The organism is Phenylobacterium sp., from assembly GCF_035539035.1.
Lineage (GTDB): Bacteria > Pseudomonadota > Alphaproteobacteria > Caulobacterales > Caulobacteraceae > Phenylobacterium.
The window spans coordinates 1-18459 of record NZ_DATLJI010000002.1; the positions used below are offsets into that span (position 1 = coordinate 1).

The 18459-nt window shown below is 70.0% G+C and carries 20 protein-coding genes and 2 tRNA genes; 19 read left to right on the forward strand and 3 right to left on the reverse strand.

Features of this window, described 5'->3' with window-relative positions; all coding sequences use genetic code 11:
• Nucleotides 1-158: 158 nt before the first annotated feature.
• The 10 genes from VM685_RS00140 to VM685_RS00185 all read left to right on the forward strand — a co-directional run bounded on the left by VM685_RS00140 (nt 159) and on the right by VM685_RS00185 (nt 9731).
• Nucleotides 159-761, forward strand: a complete 603-nt coding sequence (locus tag VM685_RS00140; RefSeq protein WP_325458074.1) for a hypothetical protein — start codon at nt 159-161, stop codon at nt 759-761.
• 496 nt (nt 762-1257) lie between these two features.
• A complete protein-coding gene (locus VM685_RS00145; RefSeq protein WP_325458075.1) occupies nt 1258-1983 on the forward strand; it encodes an SDR family oxidoreductase in 726 nt (241 codons plus the stop codon).
• Entirely contained in the window at nt 1983-2585 is a 603-nt protein-coding gene (locus VM685_RS00150) for a 2-hydroxychromene-2-carboxylate isomerase (protein ID WP_325458076.1), read from the forward strand. Before VM685_RS00145 ends, VM685_RS00150 begins: the two co-directional genes overlap by 1 nt.
• A complete protein-coding gene (locus VM685_RS00155) occupies nt 2585-3307 on the forward strand; it encodes a DNA alkylation repair protein (protein WP_325458077.1) in 723 nt (240 codons plus the stop codon). Before VM685_RS00150 ends, VM685_RS00155 begins: the two co-directional genes overlap by 1 nt.
• 284 nt (nt 3308-3591) lie before the next feature.
• Complete coding sequence (lon, locus tag VM685_RS00160) at nt 3592-5988, forward strand: endopeptidase La (RefSeq protein ID WP_325458078.1); 2397 nt, start codon at nt 3592-3594, stop codon at nt 5986-5988.
• A 166-nt stretch (nt 5989-6154) separates the two neighbouring features.
• The gene (locus VM685_RS00165) at nt 6155-6430 is read left to right on the forward strand and encodes an HU family DNA-binding protein (protein ID WP_325458079.1); all 276 of its coding nucleotides are present in this window, start codon (nt 6155-6157) and stop codon (nt 6428-6430) included.
• A gap of 269 nt (nt 6431-6699) precedes the next feature.
• Nucleotides 6700-7281, forward strand: coding sequence for a TMEM165/GDT1 family protein (locus tag VM685_RS00170; protein ID WP_325458080.1), 582 nt, complete (start codon nt 6700-6702; stop codon nt 7279-7281).
• 25 nt (nt 7282-7306) lie between these two features.
• The gene (locus tag VM685_RS00175) at nt 7307-8725 is read left to right on the forward strand and encodes a peptide MFS transporter (RefSeq protein WP_325458081.1); all 1419 of its coding nucleotides are present in this window, start codon (nt 7307-7309) and stop codon (nt 8723-8725) included.
• Nucleotides 8726-8761: 36 nt separating this feature from the next.
• Nucleotides 8762-8838, forward strand: a tRNA-Val gene (locus VM685_RS00180).
• A 14-nt stretch (nt 8839-8852) separates the two neighbouring features.
• Entirely contained in the window at nt 8853-9731 is an 879-nt protein-coding gene (locus VM685_RS00185; RefSeq protein ID WP_325458082.1) for an alpha/beta hydrolase, read from the forward strand.
• Here VM685_RS00185 and VM685_RS00190 read toward each other — a convergent pair.
• Nucleotides 9728-10273, reverse strand: a complete 546-nt coding sequence (locus tag VM685_RS00190) for a cupin domain-containing protein (RefSeq protein ID WP_325458083.1) — start codon at nt 10271-10273, stop codon at nt 9728-9730. The genes VM685_RS00185 and VM685_RS00190 overlap by 4 nt on opposite strands.
• Between VM685_RS00190 and VM685_RS00195 the strand changes: the two genes are divergently transcribed.
• Together VM685_RS00195 and VM685_RS00200 are read left to right on the forward strand one after the other, a co-directional pair.
• Nucleotides 10263-11207 carry a LysR family transcriptional regulator gene (locus tag VM685_RS00195; RefSeq protein WP_325458084.1) on the forward strand — a complete coding sequence of 315 codons (945 nt, stop codon included), beginning with the start codon at nt 10263-10265 and terminating at the stop codon, nt 11205-11207. The two genes, VM685_RS00190 and VM685_RS00195, sit on opposite strands and share 11 nt — an antisense overlap.
• Nucleotides 11207-12121, forward strand: a complete 915-nt coding sequence (locus tag VM685_RS00200; RefSeq protein ID WP_325458085.1) for an aldo/keto reductase — start codon at nt 11207-11209, stop codon at nt 12119-12121. The genes VM685_RS00195 and VM685_RS00200 overlap by 1 nt, the downstream gene beginning before the upstream one ends.
• Before the next feature lie 3 nt (nt 12122-12124).
• Here VM685_RS00200 and VM685_RS00205 read toward each other — a convergent pair whose 3' ends face one another.
• Nucleotides 12125-12580, reverse strand: a complete 456-nt coding sequence (locus VM685_RS00205; protein WP_325458086.1) for a DUF4402 domain-containing protein — start codon at nt 12578-12580, stop codon at nt 12125-12127.
• Nucleotides 12581-12725: 145 nt separating this feature from the next.
• Here VM685_RS00205 and VM685_RS00210 point away from each other — a divergent pair, with 145 nt between their 5' ends.
• Together VM685_RS00210 and VM685_RS00215 are read left to right on the forward strand one after the other, a co-directional pair.
• Nucleotides 12726-14648, forward strand: a complete 1923-nt coding sequence (locus VM685_RS00210) for an NAD(P)/FAD-dependent oxidoreductase (RefSeq protein ID WP_325458087.1) — start codon at nt 12726-12728, stop codon at nt 14646-14648.
• Nucleotides 14649-14710: 62 nt separating this feature from the next.
• The gene (locus VM685_RS00215; RefSeq protein WP_325458088.1) at nt 14711-14983 is read left to right on the forward strand and encodes an MliC family protein; all 273 of its coding nucleotides are present in this window, start codon (nt 14711-14713) and stop codon (nt 14981-14983) included.
• Nucleotides 14984-15057: 74 nt separating this feature from the next.
• Here VM685_RS00215 and VM685_RS00220 read toward each other — a convergent pair.
• Nucleotides 15058-15134, reverse strand: a tRNA-Asp gene (locus VM685_RS00220).
• A 190-nt stretch (nt 15135-15324) separates the two neighbouring features.
• On the opposite strand from VM685_RS00220, the gene VM685_RS00225 reads away from it, so the two are divergent.
• Genes VM685_RS00225 through VM685_RS00245 form a run of 5 tightly spaced genes read left to right on the forward strand, consistent with a single transcriptional unit; the run spans nt 15325 to nt 18452 of the window.
• Complete coding sequence (locus tag VM685_RS00225; protein ID WP_325458089.1) at nt 15325-15702, forward strand: NADH-quinone oxidoreductase subunit A; 378 nt, start codon at nt 15325-15327, stop codon at nt 15700-15702.
• Entirely contained in the window at nt 15672-16253 is a 582-nt protein-coding gene (locus tag VM685_RS00230; RefSeq protein ID WP_325458090.1) for an NADH-quinone oxidoreductase subunit B family protein, read from the forward strand. Before VM685_RS00225 ends, VM685_RS00230 begins: the two co-directional genes overlap by 31 nt.
• Before the next feature lie 8 nt (nt 16254-16261).
• On the forward strand, nt 16262-16873 hold the full coding sequence (locus VM685_RS00235) for an NADH-quinone oxidoreductase subunit C (protein WP_414693328.1): 612 nt from the start codon (nt 16262-16264) through the stop codon (nt 16871-16873).
• On the forward strand, nt 16870-18105 hold the full coding sequence (locus VM685_RS00240) for an NADH-quinone oxidoreductase subunit D (protein WP_325458092.1): 1236 nt from the start codon (nt 16870-16872) through the stop codon (nt 18103-18105). Before VM685_RS00235 ends, VM685_RS00240 begins: the two co-directional genes overlap by 4 nt.
• Entirely contained in the window at nt 18102-18452 is a 351-nt protein-coding gene (locus tag VM685_RS00245; protein ID WP_325458093.1) for a nuclear transport factor 2 family protein, read from the forward strand. Before VM685_RS00240 ends, VM685_RS00245 begins: the two co-directional genes overlap by 4 nt.
• The last annotated feature ends 7 nt before the right edge of the window (nt 18453-18459 follow it).

Here is an 18459-nt window from a genome sequence, read left to right on the forward strand (position 1 = left end):
CCCATACGCGAAGCTCCCATCGGCTCAGCGGCCACACCACCACCCAACCCTCCTCCATCGAGGAGGAGGGCTTTCATTGATCAGCCGGTCGGCGCCTCTTCGAAAATAACCCCACTCAGAATTTGCCTTACGGCCGCTTCCGTGTTCCCGTTACGTTCATGTCCGCCGACGCCTCAGCCCAGGACCGCCATTCGGCCATGCTGGCCGAACTCGCGGCCATGAGCCTGACGCTGGCGCGCGACCTGCAGACCCGCGCCCTGGAGGCGGAGACCCCCGAGGAGGCGGCGAAGCTCGCCGCCGCCTTCCACCGCGTCTCCCGCGGCCTGCGCCAGACCCTGGCGCTGGAGCTGAAGGTCATCCGCTACCGGGACGAGGCCGCCCGCGAGGCGGGCGCCGCCCCGCCGCAAGGCCTGCCCGACCAGCCCGCCGGTCCGACCGCGCCCGATCCCGCGGTCGCCCGCCGGCTCGCCGCCGTGCGCCGCCGGATCCGGGACGCCTGGTCCGAGCACGAGGCCGCCGACTGGCTCCCCGACGACGCAGAGGACGCGCCGAAGCGCCCCCCGCGGCCGCCGCTGTCCGACCCGCTCTGGGGCAGGCTCGACGCCTTCCTCGACGCGGCCGCGCAGCGCCCCGACCTGCTCGACGCCGACTTCGACATCCTGGTCATCGAGGCCTGCGACGCCATCGGCCTCGACGCCGGCCTCCTCTACGACATCCGCGACCCCGCCACCCCCGAGCCGGCCCCCGCCGACTCCTCCTGACCACCCCGTTCCCCCACACAACGATCGTCATGGCCGGGCTTGTCCCGGCCATCCATGAACACCGCGCGCCGCCGCATGACTCCCCGCCCGGGGATCATGGATCCCCGGGACAAGCCCGGGGATGACGGGTCCAGGCGGCGTCCGCAGGCGCGCTGGCGCGCGGAATGGAACCACGGAATACACGGATCACACGGAAGGCGGGCCCCACCCGAGGCCGCGCCCGCTTCACCCTGCGCGCCTCCGCCGCGCGATTTCACGCCCCCCCACGCCACCCGTCCCGCACGTTCAGCGCCGCGCCCGTCCGTGTGATCCGTGTAATCCGTGGTTCCTTCCCTTCCTTCCCTTCCTTCCTTCCTTCCTTCCTTCCTTCCTTCCCCTGCCGGCCCCGCGCCGGGCAGGGCGCCGTTCCCCCTCCAAGCGCCCGCAGAATTTCTCCGGCGCGCAATCCACGCGATGTGCGCTTACGCTGTAACCTCAAGGGCAGCGGAGCACGGTCATGGCGGACAGGGCGGCCATCGTCATCGGAGCCGGCGACGCGCTGGGCGGCGCCATCGCCCGCCGCTTCGCCCGCGAGGCCTATGCGGCGGTGATCGCGCGCCGCCACGCCGACCAGCTGGAGGACCTCGCCGCCGCCATCCGCGACGCGGGCGGCGAGGCGCACCCGTTCGGGCTCGACGCCCGCCAGGAGGACCAGGTCACGGCCCTGTTCGACCGGGTGGAGGCCGAGATCGCCCCCGTCGAGGTCTGCGTCTTCAACATCGGCGCGAACGTCCGCTTCCCGATCGCCGAGACGACCGCGCGGGTCTACTTCAAGGTCTGGGAGATGGCCGCCTTCGCGGGCTTCCTGGCCGGGCGCGAGGCTGCCCGCCGGATGACGCCGCGCGGGAAGGGCACCATCCTCTTCACCGGAGCCACCGCGTCCGTCCGCGGCCGCGAGGGCTTCGCCGCCTTCTCCGGCGCCAAGCACGCGCTCCGCGCGCTGGCCCAGAGCATGGCCCGCGAGCTCGGCCCCAAGGGCATCCACGTCGCCCACACCATCATCGACGGGGCCATCGACACCGCCTGGATCGCCGAGAATTTCCCCGAGCGCTATGCCCTGAAGGACCAGGACGGCATTCTGAACCCCGACCACATCGCCGAGGCCTACTGGATGCTGCACGCCCAGCCGCGCGACGCCTGGACCCACGAGCTGGACCTGCGACCCTGGACGGAGTCCTTCTGATGCCCAAGACCCCAAGTCCGAAGAAGCTCGAGTTCCTGTTCGATTTCGGCAGCCCGGCCAGCTACCTGGCCTACAAGGCGCTGCCCGGCCTCGTGGCCCGGACGGGGGCGGAGGTGGAATACGTCCCGGTCCTGCTGGGCGGCGTCTTCAAGGCCACCGGCAACGCCTCGCCCGCCACCATCCCGGCCAAGGGCGCCTGGATGAACGCCGACCTGGCCCGCTGGGCGAAGCGCCACGGCGCGGTGTTCAACCGCAACCCGCACTTCCCGATCAACACCCTGCACCTGATGCGCGGCGCCGCCGGCCTGCAGGGCGACCCGCGCTTCCCCGCCTATGTGGAGGCGGTGTTCGACGCCATGTGGGCCGAGCCCCGCAATCTCGGCGACCCCGCCGAGATGGGCCCGGTCCTGGCCCGCGCCGGGGTGTCGGGCGACGAGTTCCTGGCCTTCCAGCAGGACGAGGCGGTGAAGGCCCGGCTCAAGGACGCCACCGAGGCCGCCGTCGCCCGCGGCATGTTCGGCGCGCCCACCTTCTTCGTGGGCGGCGAGATGTTCTTCGGCCAGGACCGCCTCGACTTCGTGGAGGAGGCGCTGCGCGCCTGATGCACCCCGAGCACGCCCGCCTGCTGGCCGACCTGGAGCGGCTCGCCCCGCCTGTGGAGCGCCGCCCGCCGCCGGGATACCTGGGGCAGGGGAGCCATCCCCTGCTCGGCGTGTCCGTGCCCGCCAGGCGCGATCTGGCGAAGGCCTGGGCCGGAGCGCGCAAGGCCGCGCCGCCCGCCGAGGTGCTCGCCGTGGTCGAGAGCCTGTTCGCCGGCGCGTCCTACGACGAGAAGACGCTCGCCCCGCTCATCCTCGCCGCCCACCGGCCGGCCCGGCTGGCGGTGCGGCCGGCCGACGTCCGCCGGTGGCTCGGCGGGCTCGTCGGCTGGGCCGAGGTCGACCACCTCTGCCAGAGCCTCTTCCCCGCCGACCAGCTGCTGGCCGACTGGCCCGCCTGGGGCGGCCTGATCGCGGGCCTCGCCGCCGACCCGGCGATCAGCCGCCGCCGCGCCGCGCTGGTCCTCCTCACCGGCCCGGTGAAGGCCTCGGCCGACCCCCGCCTGCGCGACCTCGCCTTCGCCAACCTGGAAGCCCTGCAGGGCGAGCGCGACGTCCTGATCACCAAGGCCGTGTCGTGGCTCCTGCGCTCGCTTGTGGCGCGCCATCCGGCCGCCGTGGCCGCCTATATCGAGGCCCACGGCGCGGCGCTGCCGGCCATCGCGCTGCGCGAGGCCCGCGCCAAGCTCGCCACCGGCCGCAAGGCCGCCAGGACGCCGGCTTGATGGAGGGCAGGGCGCTTCCTATCTGAACGACGTTAAGTGAGGCATGGCCTTGCGCGAACGGCCCGGCTTTGTCCGGTCAAGCTAACCTGTGGATAGCGATGAGGCCGAGTGTCGCGCACGGATGTTGCTCCGCTTGCGCGGGCTGGGAAACGGTCCACATAAAACAGTAACAGGCCGCCGCGGTCACGGCGGACGGGTCGTCCGACTCAGGCGCATCGTCTGAGTGACCACGATCCGGCGAGCCTAGCCCGGCGCCAATCGGGCAGGCCAGGAGTTGAAGCATCATGTCCGAGATTAAGATTCTCCCGATCCTGCCGCTGCGGGACATCGTGGTCTTCCCGCACCAGCCGGTCCCGCTCTTCGTGGGTCGGGAAAAGTCCGTGCGCGCGCTCGAGGAGGCGATGCGCAACGAGGGCAAGCAGATCCTGCTCGCCACCCAGAAGGACAAGGACGACGACGATCCCTCGCCCGAGGCGATCTATGACGTCGGCGTGGTCGCCACCGTCCTGCAGCTCCTGAAGCTGCCCGACGGCACCGTGAAGGTGCTGGTGGAAGGCCGCGCGCGGGCGGGCGTCGCCAAGTTCACCGACCAGGCCGACTACTACGAGGCCGAGGTGGCCTATGTCGCCGAGGACGGCGCGGGCACGGCCGAGGCCGAGGCGCTGAGCCGCGCGGTCGTCGAGCAGTTCGAGAACTATGTGAAGCTGAACAAGAAGGTGCCGCCCGAGGCGCTGGCTGCGATCCCGCAGATCGAGAACCCGGGCGAGCTGGCGGACCGCATCGCCTCGCACCTGTCGGTCAAGATCAGCGAGAAGCAGCAGCTGCTCGAGGTCTTCAACGTCGTGAAGCGTCTGGAGAAGGTCTACGCCCTGATGGAGGGCGAGATCTCCGTGATGCAGACGGAGAAGAAGATCCGTAACCGCGTGAAGCGTCAGATGGAGAAGACGCAGCGCGAGTACTATCTGAACGAGCAGATGAAGGCGATCCAGCGGGAGCTGGGCGAACAGGACGACCAGCGCGACGAGCTCATGGAGCTCGAGAAGCGCATCAAGAAGACCAAGCTCAGCAAGGAAGCTCGCCAGAAGGCCGATGCGGAGCTGAAGAAGCTGCGCAACATGAGCCCGATGTCGGCCGAGAGCACCGTCGTGCGCAACTACCTCGACTGGCTGCTGTCGATCCCCTGGGGCAAGGCCAAGCAGAAGCCCATCGACCTGCAGAAGGCCGAGGACATCCTCAACGAGGACCACTACGGCCTCGACAAGGTCAAGGAACGGATCCTGGAGTACCTGGCGGTGCAGAGCCGCGTGGGCACCCTGAAGGGCCCGATCCTGTGCCTCGTGGGTCCCCCCGGCGTCGGCAAGACCTCGCTGGGCAAGTCGATCTCCAAGGCCACCGGCCGTGAGTTCGTCCGGGTGTCCCTGGGCGGCGTGCGCGACGAGGCCGAGATCCGCGGCCACCGGCGGACCTACATCGGCTCGATGCCCGGCAAGATCATCCAGTCGATGAAGAAGGCCAAGTCGACCAACGCCTTCTTCCTCCTCGACGAGATCGACAAGATGGGCTCGGACTGGCGCGGCGACCCGTCGTCGGCCCTGCTCGAGGTGCTGGACCCGGCGCAGAACTCCACCTTCGCCGACCACTACCTGGAGGTGGACTACGACCTGTCGCCGGTGATGTTCGTCACCACCGCCAACAGCCTGAACATGCCCCAGCCGCTGCTGGACCGCATGGAGATCATCCGCATCCCCGGCTACACCGAGGACGAGAAGGTGGAGATCGCCAAGCGCCACGTCCTGCCGAAGCTGACCAAGGACCACGGCCTGAAGCCGGAAGAGTTCGTGGTGCCCGAGAAGGCCATCCGCGACCTGATCCGCTACTACACCCGTGAGGCCGGCGTCCGCTCGCTCGAGCGGGAGCTGGGCAACCTGGCCCGCAAGACGGTTCGTGACCTGGTCCGCGAGAAGGTGCTGTCGATCACCATCGACGACGAGCGGCTGGCCAAGTACGCCGGCGTCCGCAAGTACCGCTACGGCGAGACCGACGCGGAGGACCAGGTCGGGATCATCACGGGCCTGGCCTACACCGAGTTCGGCGGCGACATCCTGACCATCGAAGCGGTCAAGATGCCGGGCAAGGGCCGCATGTCCATCACGGGCAACCTGAAGGACGTGATGAAGGAGTCGATCTCGGCCGCGAACAGCTACGTCCGCAGCCGCGCGACCCGCTTCGGCGTCGAGCCGCCGTCGTTCGAGAAGACCGACGTGCACATCCACGTGCCCGACGGGGCCACGCCGAAGGACGGCCCGTCCGCCGGCGCGGCCATGGCCACGGCCATCGTCTCGGTGCTCACCGGCATCCCGATCCGCAAGGAGATCGCCATGACCGGCGAGGTGACCCTGCGCGGCCGGGTGACGGCGATCGGCGGCCTGAAGGAGAAGCTGCTCGCGGCCCTGCGCTCCGGCGTGAAGACCGTCCTGATCCCGACCGAGAACGAGAAGGATCTGGCGGACATCCCGGACAATGTGAAGAACGAGCTCGAGATCATCCCCGTCTCCACCATGGACGAGGTGCTCGCCCACGCGCTGACCCGCCAGCCGACCCCGATCGAGTGGTCGGAAGCCGACGCCCCGCCGGTCTCGGTCGTCGAGGACAGCGACGTCGAGAGCGTGATCACCCACTAGGGCTGATCAAATCTTCTGAAACAGGGCGGCGCGGGAGGAATCCCGCGCCGCCTTCGTTTGACGGCTAAGGTTCCACGGGCCTTTAATCGCCCGGAGGCGCGGAAGGGGGCGACGCCTGCGAGCCCTTCGACCTGCCCAACAAGAATGATGATGGGAGAAGACGCACATGACGAAGGCCGAACTCGTCTCGGCGATCGCCGACAAGGCCGGGTTGAACAAGGCTCAGGCCAAGGAGGCGCTGGACGCCTTCATCGCCTCCGTCTCCACGTCCCTCAAGGCCGGCAAGGAAGTCCGCCTGGTGGGTTTCGGCAGCTTCGTGCCGGTCGAGCGCGCGGCGGGCGCCGCCCGCAATCCCAAGACTGGCGAGACCGTCAAGCGTCCCGCCTCACGCACCTGCCGCTTCCGCGTCGGCGAGAGCCTGAAGGGCGTGCTCAACGGCTGAGCCGGTCCGGCCGGCTCGACAAAGGGCGGTCGCTGGGGGAGCGGCCGCCTTTTTCGTTGCCTGAGCGGCGCATTGGCCGCTATGAGAGCCGCCTCTTCGGGGAGTAGCCGTTCGCTCCAGCGAATTCCGCGTCAACACACTTGCCTCACGGCATGGCGCGGACGGCGGGCCTGCAAGGCCCGGATTGGCGAGACCGACGATGCGCGCGGGGCCTCAAGGGCCGGCCCGGCGCCGCGTCGTCGTGCGTCCGCCGGCCCCGGAGCGTCCAGTTGGAACCCCTTCTCATCTCCACCGGCGTCGTCGCCATCGCCGAGATCGGCGACAAGACCCAGCTCCTCGCCATGGTGCTGGCCGCCCGCTACCGCCGCCCGGTCCCGATCGTCCTGGGCATCCTGGTGGCGACCGTCCTGAACCACGCCCTGGCCGCCGGCCTCGGCGTCCTCGTCGCCCAGTGGCTCGAGGGCCGAATGTTCCAGGCCGCGGTGGGCCTCGCCTTCGTGATCATGGCCGGCTGGGCCCTGATCCCCGACAAGGAGGACGAGGACGCCGCCAGCCACACCCACGGCGGCGTCTTCCTGACCACGCTCGTGGCCTTCTTCCTGGTCGAGATCGGCGACAAGACCCAGATCGCCACCTCGCTCCTGGCGGCGCGCTTCGAGAACCTTACCCTCGTCACCGCCGGCACCACGCTCGGCATGATGCTGGCCAACGTCCCAGCCGTGTACCTCGGCGAGGCGGCCACCAAGGTGGTGCCGCTGAAGGTGGTGCGTATTGTCGCGGCGGTGATCTTCGCCCTCATCGGCCTGTGGGTGCTAGCCTCGGCCTTCCTTCCGCTGGGCTTCCGCGTCTAGGGTCCCGCCGGGCTTGGAGATTCCGATGACGACCACGAACGCCGCCGTCGCCGCCAAGGACGGCGACCGCGCCTTCCTGGGCCACCCGAAGGGCCTGGGGTTCCTCGCGTTCTCCGAAGCGTGGGAGCGGTTCTCCTACTACGGCATGCAGTCGCTGCTGGTCCTCTACATGACCAAGACCCTGCTGCTTTCGCCGCACGTGGAGCAGATCGCGGGCTTCGAAGCCTTCCGGTCCGTCCTGGGGGCCGTCTACCGGCTGCCAGGCGACGCCTCGACCCAACAGGTCGCCTCGACCATCTTCGGCCTCTACACCAGCCTCGTGTACCTAACGCCGATCTTCGGCGGCCTGCTGGCGGACCAGTTGCTGGGCAAGACCCGGACCATCATCGCGGGCGCGCTACTGATGGCCGCGGGCCACTTCCTCATGGCGTTCGACGCCTCGTTCCTGCTGGCGCTGCTCTGCCTGATCCTCGGCACCGGCTGCTTCAAGGGCAACATCGCCGCCCAGGTCGGGGGCCTCTATTCGGAAGGGGACCTGCGGCGGGCCGACGCCTTCCAGATCTTCTACCTGGGCATCAATGCGGGGGTGATCGCCGCCCCGCTGGTTGCCGGCACGCTCGGCGAGACGGTGGGTTGGCACTATGGCTTCGGTGCGGCCGGGGTCGGCATGCTGATCGCCCTGGTGATCTACCTGGCCGGCCGCCGCCATCTGCCGCCCGACCCTCCGCTTCGGGCGAAGGCGTCGTCCGCCCGCCCCAGGATGCGCCCCCACGACTGGCGCACCCTGGCGGTGCTGGTCGCCCTGCTGCCGGTGCTCACCGCATCGGTCCTCTGCAACCAGCAGATCTTCAACGCCTACCTCGTCTGGGCCGACACGGGCGTTGACCTGACCTTCTTCGGGTCGAAGGTGCCGACCACCTGGCTGATCACCCTCGACAGCGTGGTCTCGGTCTCCTTCCTCTTCCTCATGGTGGTCTTCTGGCGGGTCTGGGCCAAGCGGTTCAGGGAACCTGACGAGATCGGCAAGCTGACCATCGGCGCCTTCGTCTCCGTGCTCGGCGTCCTCTGCCTGGCGGCCGGCGCAGCCCTGGCCGCGGCCACCGGGACCAAGGTCAGCATCTGGTGGTGCGTGGCCTTCCACGTGCTGAACAGCATCGCCTTCGCCAACATGCTGCCCGTCTCGCTGGCGCTCTATGCGCGCGCGGCCCCCGTGGCGCTCGGCGGCTTCGTCATCGGCCTCTACTATCTGCACCTCGTCGCCGGGAACCAGACCGTCGGAATCCTGGGGACGCTGCTGGAGAAGATGCCCGCGGCCCAGTTCTGGCTGATGCACGCCGCAATCGCGGCGGCGGCGGCCGTGGTCTTCCTCGTCGTCGGGCGGTTCTTCGCGACCCTGCTCAGCCATGAGAGCCTCAAGGGGGCCGCGCCGCCGGCCCATGCCTAGGCGAGGGGCCTCCACTTGTCCTATGAGGGGCCGCGCGGGCGGCTAGCTCAGCTGGTTAGAGCACCTCGTTTACACCGAGGGGGTCGGGGGTTCGAATCCCTCGCCGCCCACCATCCCGGAGAGACGCGTGCGGCCATGGGGGATCCTCGGCGCAATGCTGATGGCGGCGGGCGTGGCTGAAGCCGAGCCGGCGCCGCTCGCGGCCTATATGGAGCAGGCCCGGGTCCAGCCCGACGCCACGGTGCGCTACGGCGCCGAGCCGTCGCAGGTGGTGGAGGTCTTCCTCCCGAAGGGGAGGGGCCCGCACCCCGTCGTCGTCCTGCTGCACGGCGGCTGCTACCGCAAGCAGTTCGAGGGCCTGCCGCAGACCAGCGGGATCGCCGCCGACCTCGCCCGGCGCGGCCTGGCGGTCTGGAACGTCGAGTACCGGCGTCTTGGCGAACCGGGCGCCGGCTATCCCGGGACCTTCCAGGACGTGGCCGCCGCCGTGGACCTCATCCGCGTCGAGGCCCCGCGCCATGGCCTCGACCCGAGCCGGGTGGTCACACTCGGCCATTCGGCCGGGGGGCACCTGGCGCTGTGGGCCGCCGCCCGCCACCGGCTGCCGGCGGACAGCCCGCTCCACCGTCCCGATCCCGTCCGGATCCGTGCGGTCGTCAGCCTGGCCGGCATCGGCGACCTGGACGGGCAGGGCGACGTCTTCTCCCGCGCCTGCGGCGCCGACACCTTCCCGCAGGTGCTGGGCGATCCCCGCCGGCTCGCCGACACCTCGCCCTCGGAACTCCTGCCCACCGGCGCGCGCGTCGTGATGGTCCACGGCGCCTATGACCATGTCATGCCGCCGTTCACCGGCCTGGAGTACGCCCGCAAGGCCCGAGCCGCCGGCGACGCCGCGGAGGTGGTGACGCTCCCGGACGCCGGCCACTTCGACGTGGTCGTCCCGACCACCGCCGCCTGGCGCGAGGTCGCCGCGATCGTCGAGCGGGCGGCGAAGGCGGACCCCTAGGCGGTCATCGGCGGGCCGAGCAGGGTGATCCGCCGCCGCTCCGCCGCCTCGGCCAGGGCCGCGATCATCTGCGGCGTCGGCTCGGCGGGTTCCGGGAGCCCGGGGTGCTCCGGTGGGCGGCCCACGTCGCGGGCCAGCCCCTCGAAGTCGCCGCAGGGCGTCATGACCAGCATCCGCGCGCCCTCGGGACTCTCCACCCGGAAGGTGTGCGGCACGCCCTTCGGCGCCACCAGGCTCTCGCCGGGCCCGGCCACCGTCTCGGCCTCGCCCACGCGGAAGCGGATGACACCCTCCAGGACGTGGAAGATCTCGTCCTCGCGATGGTGCACGTGGAGGGGCGGGGAGTCGCCGAACGGCAGGCGGTGCTCGGTCACCGACATGCCGTCGACCGAGGCGGACGACGGGCGGCTCAGGGTGACGTGGCTGTTGATGAACCAGACGGACTCAGGCTTGGCGGTCATGGCGCGCTCCCAGGTGATCGAGCGCTCTCCACTAGAAAGCTGCGCCGCGCAGTTGAAATGGAAGCTTTGTATGGGTCCCATTCGCGGGATGAATTTCGGGGCCTTCGACCTCAACCTCCTGCGCGTGTTCGACGCCCTGATGCGCGAGCGCTCGGTGACGCGCGCCGGCGAGCAGATCGGCCTCTCGCAACCGGCCGTCAGCCAGGCGCTGAACCGCCTGCGCGGGGTCCTGGACGACCAGCTCTTCGTGCGCCGGGGACCCGAGATGCTGCCCACGCCGCGGGCCGACGAGCTCGGGCCGGTGATCCGCAATGCGCTCGCCGAGGTGGAGCGGGCGCTGACCGGCGACCGGCGCTTCGATCCGGCCACCGCCCAGCGCAGCTACACCCTCATCGGGGCCGACTTCGTCTCGCTGCTGGTGATGCCGCCGCTGTTCGCCCGGGTGTCGCAGGCCGCGCCCGGCGTGCGCATCCGGCTGGTGGACACCGCCCGGGGCGACGTCGAGCGCCTGCTGCAGGAGGACGCCATCGACCTCGCCATCGAGCCGGCGCTGGCCGTGCCGGAGTGGGTCTCGCGCGAGCGGCTGTTCGACTCGCCCTTCCTGGTGATCGCCGCGCGAGAGAACCCGGAGCTCGCGGCCGCGGGCGTCGCGCCCGACGAGGCGATCCCGCTCGACCTCTTCTGCCGCCTGCCGCACGCGATCCGCACCGTCGACGGCACCCTCTCGGGCTGGCTGGACGAGGCGCTGGCTCAGGCGGGGCGGGAGCGCCGCGTGGTGCTGGGCCTGCCGCATTTCGCGGGCGTGGCGCTCGCGGTCGCCCAGAGCGGCCTCATCGCCGCCCTGCCGGCGCAGTTCGCCCGGGCGGCCGCCGAGCCGCTGGGCCTGGCCATCTATCGCGCGCCGGTGGCCGCCGGCGTTCCGGAGATCTCCATGTATTGGCACGGCCGCCACGACCGGAATCCGGCGCACCAGTGGCTGCGCGGCCTGGTCCGCGACGTCGTGGCCGGCTTCTGATGCTCTACCGACCCCTGGGCCGCACCGGCCTCACGGTCTCCGAGATCGGCTACGGCTGCGCCAGCTGGTGGGGCAAGCCGGCCTTTCCGGAGGCCATGGCCGTGGGGCTGGTGCACGCCGCCATCGACCTCGGCGTCACCTTCCTCGACACCGGCGCCAGCTATTCGGCGGGCGAGGCCGAGCCCAGGCTCGGGCGGGCGCTGAAGGGCCGCGACGTCTCCGGCCTGGTGGTGGCCACCAAGGCCGGCACCTTCCACGCCGGCGGAGGACGGATCGGCCGCGACTTCTCGCCCGCGGCGGTCACGGCGAGCGCCGAGCGTTCGCTGCGCAACCTCGGCCTCGACGTCCTGCCACTGCTCCAGCTCCACGGGCCCGCCGCGTCCGAGCTCACCGACGACCTGCTCGCGGCGCTCGACGACCTGAAGGCGAAGGGCCTGGTGCGGGCGCTGGGCGTCAACAGCTTCGACCCCGCCGTGATCGAGCACGTCGTGGGCCTGCCGCAGTTCGACGCGGTGATGGTCGACTACAATGTGCTGCGCCCGGAGCGCGAGCCGCTGATCTCCCGGGCGGCCGCTGCCGGGAAAGGCGTGCTGGCCGGCATGGCCCTGGCCATGGGCCACACCGGCCTGAAGGTGGCGAAGATCCGGGGGGCCCAGGACCTCTGGTACGCCGCCCGGGGCCTGGTGCGGCACCGTGAGGAGGTGAGGCGGGGCGCCCGGTTCGGCTTCCTGCACCGCCAGCCCGGCATGACCGGCTCGCAGGCCGCGCTCGCCTATGTGCTGGCCAACCCCGATGTCTCCTGCGCCGTCATCGGAACGACCCGGCCGGCGCACCTGCACGAGAACGCCGCCGCCTCGGGCATGGCGCTGCCGCCGGCGCTGATGGCGCGGATCCGGGCGGCTCAGGAGGTCTAGGGCCTACTGGTAGGCGACGGTGACGTCGTACTGGCCCTTGTAGACGCCGCTCTTGGCGTCGCTGGCCACGGGGAGGGAGCCGCTGACGCCCACCTTGGCGGTCGACGGCTGGCCGGCCGGGCCCGCGAAGGCCCCCACGGTCTGGCTGGGGACGATCTTCAGCCGGATCTCCTCCGTCCCGCCGTGGCGGGTGAGGACGACGGTTTCGGGGGCGGAAACCGCGAAAGCCTCGCCGCCGAGCCCGGTGAGCGTATAGCTGCCGGCCTGGGCCTTCGCCGTCTTGGCGCCCTTCGCGGGACGGGACACGGCCGGCACCGCAAGGTCGGCGTCGTGCCGCACCTGGGCCGGGTCGATCACCGTCACCGAGCCCTGGGTGGGCACGGCGACCCGCGACTGCGCGCCGGCGCTGCCGGCCGCGAAGGCGGCGGCCGCAACGGTCATGATCAGGATCGTTCGCATCGACGTCATCCCCGCCAGCCTAGGCGTTTCACGTTAACGGGACAATGACGCCGCGACGTGGCCTGACGTCACGGCGCCCTTTCGCTCCGAGCGGACGGGAGTCATGCTGCCGGCAAGAACAACGATAACCTGGGAGGAGATTAGGATGGCGGAGGCTGCCCTGCTGGACCAGGCGCTCCAGGAAGCGCACCTGCCGGCCCTGATCGCGGCCCTGGCGCAGGTCACCGGCGACCCCGACTGGCTGCGCCCAGAATGGACGCCCGCCTACGTCCCGCTGTCCCGCAACGACATCGGAGTCTCCGAAGCCGAGCAGGCGAAGATCCGCGAGAAGGCCAAGGCGGCGATCCAGGCCCTGCTGGCCGGCGGCGAGGTGAAGGCGGCGCCGCCCGAGCCGGCCCTCCTGCGGCGGCTGATGGACTTCGTGGCCGGCGCGCCGATCCCCGAAGGCTACGCCGACTTCCTCGCCGACGAGCTGGCGATTTCCGGCAAGAGCACCAAGGACCCGCAGTTCGAGCAGCCGCGCCTGAAGGAGGCCGCCCGCCGCCTGAACGTGCTGGTGATCGGGGCCGGCATGTCGGGCCTGCTGACCGGCATCCGCCTGGCGCAGGCCGGCGTGCCCTTCCAGATCGTCGACAAGAACCCCGACGTCGGCGGCACCTGGTTCGAGAACACCTATCCGGGCTGCCGGGTGGACAACGCGAACCACATGTACAGCTACTCCTTCGAGCCCAACCACTTGTGGCCGCAGCACTTCTCGACCCAGCCGGTCCTTCTGAGCTACTTCCGCGGCATCGCCGAGAAGTACGACCTGCGGAAGCACATCCGCTTCGAGACCCTGGTCGAGAGCCTGACCTGGGACGAGGGCAAGGCGGTCTGGCGCGCCGTGTTGAAGGGCGCGGACGGGCGGACCGAGACCATCGAGGCCAAGGCCGTGGTCAGCGCCGTGGGCCAGCTCAACCGTCCCCGCTATCCGGACATCGAGGGCCTCGAGACCTTCGAGGGGCCCGCCTTCCACTCCGCGGAATGGCGCCACGACGTGGACCTGGCCGGCAAGCGGGTGGCGGTGATCGGCACCGGCGCCTCGGCCTACCAGTTCGTGCCGGAGATCGCGCCGAAGGTGGCGCAGCTGAAGGTGTTCCAGCGCACGCCGCCGTGGGGCCTGCCGGTGCCGCACTACCACGAGGACGTGGGCGAGGGCATGAAGTGGCTCCTCGAGCACGTGCCCTTCTACGACAAGTGGTACCGCTTCTACCTGTTCTGGACGACCACCGAGGGCTTCCTGCCGATGGTGAAGTCTGACCCGAGCTGGAACGGCGGACCCGGCGCGGTCGGGCCGGAGAACGCCATGCTGCGCGAGATGGCCGCCCAGGCGATCGCCGCCCAGGTCGCCGACCGGCCGGACCTCGCCGAGAAGGTGATCCCGCAGTACCCGGTGGGCGGCAAGCGCGCCGTGCTCGACAACGGGGTGTGGCTGGCGGCGCTGAAGCGCCCCAACGTCGAGCTGATCACCGACCGGATCGAGAAGGTGACGCCGAAGGGCGTGGTCACCGCCGACGGGACAGAACACGCGGCCGACGTGCTGATCTACGGCACGGGCTTCCAGGCCTCGAACTTCCTGTCGTTCCTGAAGGTGAAGGGCCGGGGCGGCCGCGAACTGCACGAGGCCTGGGGCGGCGACGCCCGGGCCTACCTGGGCATCACCACCCCCGGCTTCCCCAACTTCTTCATGATCTACGGCCCGAACACCAACATCGTCGTCAACGGCTCGATCATCTTCTTCTCGGAGTGCGCCGTCCGCTACATCGTGGGCTGCCTGCGGCTGCTGGCCGAGACCGGCGCCCGGGCCATCGAGGTCCGGAAGGACGTGCACGACGCCTTCAACGCCCGGGTCGATGAGGCCAACCAGGGCTGGGCCTGGGGCTCGCCGCACGTGTCCAGCTGGTACAAGAACAAGTTCGGCCGGGTGAGCCAGAACTGGCCGTTCGGCCTCATCGACTACTGGCGCGCGACGCTGGCGCCGAACCCCGAGGACTACACCCTGGAGAAGCAGCCGGAGGCGGTGGCCTGACCGCCGGGGCGTCCGCTCCTATCCTCCTGGCGGCCAGCGTCGCGCTGGCCGGCTGCAGCACGGTGCTCCATCCGCACCAGCCGGCCGCCGTCCTCCACTGCGAGAACGGCGAGACGGTGGAGGCCTCCTACGCCGACGACATCGCCATCGTCCGCTACAAGAACCGCAAGCACGTCATGCGCAGCGCAATCTCCGGCAGCGGGGCGCGCTACGTGGGCGACGGCATGCAGTGGTGGACCAGGGGATTCGAGGAAGGGACCATCGCGCCGATCCGGCCCGGCGAGGACGTCGCCAGCGCGGAGCCGGTCACCTGCCGCGCAGGCCCGCCGCCGTAACGGGGGCTGGGCCGCCGCCGCATCGGGAGGATCTATCTGGAGCCCTGAGGGGTATCGCCCTTCCCGAGGGGAAGTGGCGCGAGTGACGGGACTCGAACCCGCGACCTCCGGCGTGACAGGCCGGCGCTCTAACCAACTGAGCTACACCCGCGTGGGCCGTTGGGCCGTGCGAAGGCGCGTCTGATAGGTGCGGACCGGAATCGTGTCAACGGCAGAGTGTCGCCCGGCACAATTTGGGCCCCGCAGCGCCGTTCCGCCGCAGGCTTTCGGCGGTGCGAAAGCCCCGTTTGAAACCGCCCCATGGGTGGTCTAGAAGGGCGCGCGACTCCCCCGAGGACTCCATGAACGCGTTCCTTCTGCAGTACCTGCCCATCGTGATCTTCCTGGGGATCGCGGCGGGCCTGGGCCTGGTCTTCATCCTGGGCGCCTACGTCCTGGCGCCGAAGGCCCCGGACCCCGAGAAGCTGTCCTCCTACGAGTGCGGCTTCAACGCCTTCGACGATGCGCGGATGAAGTTCGACGTCCGGTTCTACCTGGTCTCGATCCTCTTCATCATCTTCGACCTTGAAGTGGCCTTCCTGTTCCCGTGGGCGGTGACGCTGATGAAGCTCCCGACCGACGTGGCGCAGTTCGCCTTCTGGTCGATGATGACCTTCCTTGGCGTGCTGACGGTGGGCTTCATCTACGAATGGAAGAAGGGGGCCCTGGAATGGGAGTGATCGTTCCCGCCGGTGAGGCCGGCCGCACGACGGTCGAGGGCTACGACCCGAAGAAGCACGACCCGTTCTTCGACGGCGTGTCCCAGAACCTGGCCGACAAGGGCTTCGTCACCGCCGGTCTCGACGACCTGATCACCTGGGCGCGCACCGGCTCGCTCATGTGGATGACCTTCGGCCTGGCGTGCTGCGCGGTCGAGATGATGCAGGCGTCGATGCCGCGCTACGACCTGGAGCGCTACGGCTTCGCGCCGCGCGCCAGCCCGCGCCAGTCGGACGTGATGATCGTCGCGGGCACGCTCTGCAACAAGATGGCTCCGGCGCTGCGCAAGGTCTACGACCAGATGCCGGAGCCCCGCTACGTCATCTCCATGGGCTCGTGCGCCAACGGCGGCGGCTACTACTACTTCAGCTATTCCGTGGTCCGCGGCTGCGACCGCGTCGTGCCGGTTGACGTCTATGTGCCCGGCTGCCCGCCGACCGCCGAGGCGCTGGTCTACGGGGTGCTGCAGCTGCAGAAGAAGATCCGCCGCACCGGGACCATCGTCCGATGAGCTGGCCGATGACGAGAGACGCGCTCGAGGCGCTGGGCCAGGAGATCGTCGCCAACGGGGCAGGGGCCTTCACCGGCTACGAGGTGGCCTTCGGCGACCTGAGCCTGACCGCCCAGCTGCCGCAGATCGTGGCGGCGCTCACCTACCTGCGCGACGCCCAGGGCTTCCACCAGCTGATCGACATCTGCGGCGTGGACTATCCGGAGCGCGAGCGGCGCTTCGACGTGGTCTATCACCTGCTGTCGATGACCCGGAACCGCCGGATCCGGATCAAGGTGCAGACCGACGAGGACACCGCGGTTCCGTCGGCGACGCCGGTCTTCCCGAACGCCGACTGGTACGAGCGGGAAGCCTTCGACATGTACGGCATCTTCTTCGAGGGGCATCCGGACCTGCGCCGGATCCTCACCGACTACGGCTTCCACGGCCATCCGCTGCGGAAGGACTTCCCGATGACCGGCTACGTCGAGGTCCGCTACGACGACGAGCTGAAGCGGGTGGTCTACGAGCCGGTGAAGGCCGTGGAATGGCGCAACTGGGACTTCCTCTCGCCGTGGGAAGGCATGGAGCGCGGCTACGCCCCGTTGCCCGGCGACGAAAAGAGCGAGCCGAAAGCATGACCGGCCAGAACGCGCCCGCGGAGGCGAACCACGCCGAGGTCGGCCACACGCCCGAGACCCCGGTCCGCAAGTTCAACATCAACTTCGGCCCGCAGCACCCGGCGGCGCACGGCGTGCTGCGCCTGGTGCTGGAGCTGGACGGCGAGGTCGTGGAGCGGGTCGATCCGCACATCGGCCTCCTGCACCGCGGCACCGAGAAGCTGATGGAGGCCAGGCCCTACGCCCAGACGATCCCCTACTTCGATCGCCTGGACTATGTGGCCCCCATGAACCAGGAGCACGCCTACTGCGTCGCGCTCGAGCGGTTCATGGACGTCGAAGTCCCGATCCGCGGGCAGCTGATCCGCGTGCTCTATTCCGAGATCGGCCGGATCCTGAACCACCTGCTCAACGTCACCACCCAGGCGATGGACGTGGGCGCGCTCACGCCGCCCCTGTGGGGCTTCGAAGAGCGCGAGAAGCTGATGGTGTTCTACGAGCGCGCGTCCGGCGCGCGCCTGCACGCCAACTACTTCCGGGTCGGCGGCGTCCGCCAGGACCTGCCGCCGGAGCTGGTGCAGGACATCTCCGACTGGTGCGACGCCTTCCCGGGCGTGCTCGACGACATCGAAGGCCTGATCACCGACAACCGCATCTTCAAGCAGCGCAACGTCGACATCGGCGTGGTGACCAAGGAAGAGGCCATCGCCTGGGGCTTCTCCGGCGTCATGGTGCGCGGCTCGGGCATCGCCTGGGACCTGCGCCGCTCGCAGCCCTACGAGTGCTACAACGACCTCGAGTTCGACATCCCGCTCGGCGTCAACGGCGACTGCTACGACCGCTACCTCTGCCGGATGCAGGAGATGCGGGAGTCCACGAAGATCATGAAGCAGTGCTGCGAGCGCCTGCTGAAGACCTCCGGGCCGGTGATCTCCGAGGATAACAAGATCGCGCCGCCGAAGCGGGGCGAGATGAAGCGCTCGATGGAAGCGCTGATCCACCACTTCAAGCTGTTCACCGAGGGCTACCGTCCGCCGCCCGGCGAGATCTACGCCGCGGTCGAGGCGCCGAAGGGCGAGTTCGGCGTCTACCTGGTCTCCGACGGCACCAACCGGCCGTACCGCTGCAAGATCCGCGCGCCGGGCTATCCGCACCTGCAGGCGATGGACTGGATGAACCGCGGCCACATGCTGGCCGACGTGTCCGCCATCCTGGGCTCGCTCGACATCGTGTTCGGGGAGATCGACCGGTGACCGCGGGCGCGCAACTCAGCCCCGTCGACCTGGCCCAGGGTCAGCTCGACGCCTACAACGCCCAGGACCTGGACGCCCACTGCGCCTTCTTCGCCGACGACGTGGTGGTGGCCGACCTGAACGGCGACGTCACGATCCGCGGCATGGACGCCTACCGCGCCAAGTACACGCAGGTGTTCGCCGACTTCCCGAAGAACCGGGCCGAACTCGCCAACCGCATCGTGGTCGGCGACACGGTGATCGACCACGAGCGCGTCTATCGCGACGGGGTCACCGAGGCTTTCCAGGTCATCGCCATCTACACCATCGCCGGCGGCAAGATCGCCCGCGTGGATTTCCGTAAGTGAGGCCCGC

Excerpts from the sequence above, each read along its gene's own strand:
- VM685_RS00140 (WP_325458074.1), top strand. The coding sequence starts at position 159 with ATGTCCGCCGACGCCTCAGCCCAGGACCGCCATTCGGCCATGCTGGCC.
- VM685_RS00145 (WP_325458075.1), top strand. The coding sequence starts at position 1,258 with ATGGCGGACAGGGCGGCCATCGTCATCGGAGCCGGCGACGCGCTGGGC.
- VM685_RS00150 (WP_325458076.1), top strand. The coding sequence starts at position 1,983 with ATGCCCAAGACCCCAAGTCCGAAGAAGCTCGAGTTCCTGTTCGATTTC.
- VM685_RS00155 (WP_325458077.1), top strand. The coding sequence starts at position 2,585 with ATGCACCCCGAGCACGCCCGCCTGCTGGCCGACCTGGAGCGGCTCGCC.
- lon (WP_325458078.1), top strand. The coding sequence starts at position 3,592 with ATGTCCGAGATTAAGATTCTCCCGATCCTGCCGCTGCGGGACATCGTG.
- VM685_RS00165 (WP_325458079.1), top strand. The coding sequence starts at position 6,155 with ATGACGAAGGCCGAACTCGTCTCGGCGATCGCCGACAAGGCCGGGTTG.
- VM685_RS00175 (WP_325458081.1), top strand. The coding sequence starts at position 7,307 with ATGACGACCACGAACGCCGCCGTCGCCGCCAAGGACGGCGACCGCGCC.
- VM685_RS00195 (WP_325458084.1), top strand. The coding sequence starts at position 10,263 with ATGGGTCCCATTCGCGGGATGAATTTCGGGGCCTTCGACCTCAACCTC.
- VM685_RS00190 (WP_325458083.1), bottom strand. The coding sequence starts at position 10,273 with ATGGGACCCATACAAAGCTTCCATTTCAACTGCGCGGCGCAGCTTTCT.
- VM685_RS00200 (WP_325458085.1), top strand. The coding sequence starts at position 11,207 with ATGCTCTACCGACCCCTGGGCCGCACCGGCCTCACGGTCTCCGAGATC.
- VM685_RS00205 (WP_325458086.1), bottom strand. The coding sequence starts at position 12,580 with ATGCGAACGATCCTGATCATGACCGTTGCGGCCGCCGCCTTCGCGGCC.
- VM685_RS00210 (WP_325458087.1), top strand. The coding sequence starts at position 12,726 with ATGGCGGAGGCTGCCCTGCTGGACCAGGCGCTCCAGGAAGCGCACCTG.
- VM685_RS00225 (WP_325458089.1), top strand. The coding sequence starts at position 15,325 with ATGAACGCGTTCCTTCTGCAGTACCTGCCCATCGTGATCTTCCTGGGG.
- VM685_RS00230 (WP_325458090.1), top strand. The coding sequence starts at position 15,672 with ATGGAAGAAGGGGGCCCTGGAATGGGAGTGATCGTTCCCGCCGGTGAG.
- VM685_RS00235 (WP_414693328.1), top strand. The coding sequence starts at position 16,262 with ATGACGAGAGACGCGCTCGAGGCGCTGGGCCAGGAGATCGTCGCCAAC.
- VM685_RS00240 (WP_325458092.1), top strand. The coding sequence starts at position 16,870 with ATGACCGGCCAGAACGCGCCCGCGGAGGCGAACCACGCCGAGGTCGGC.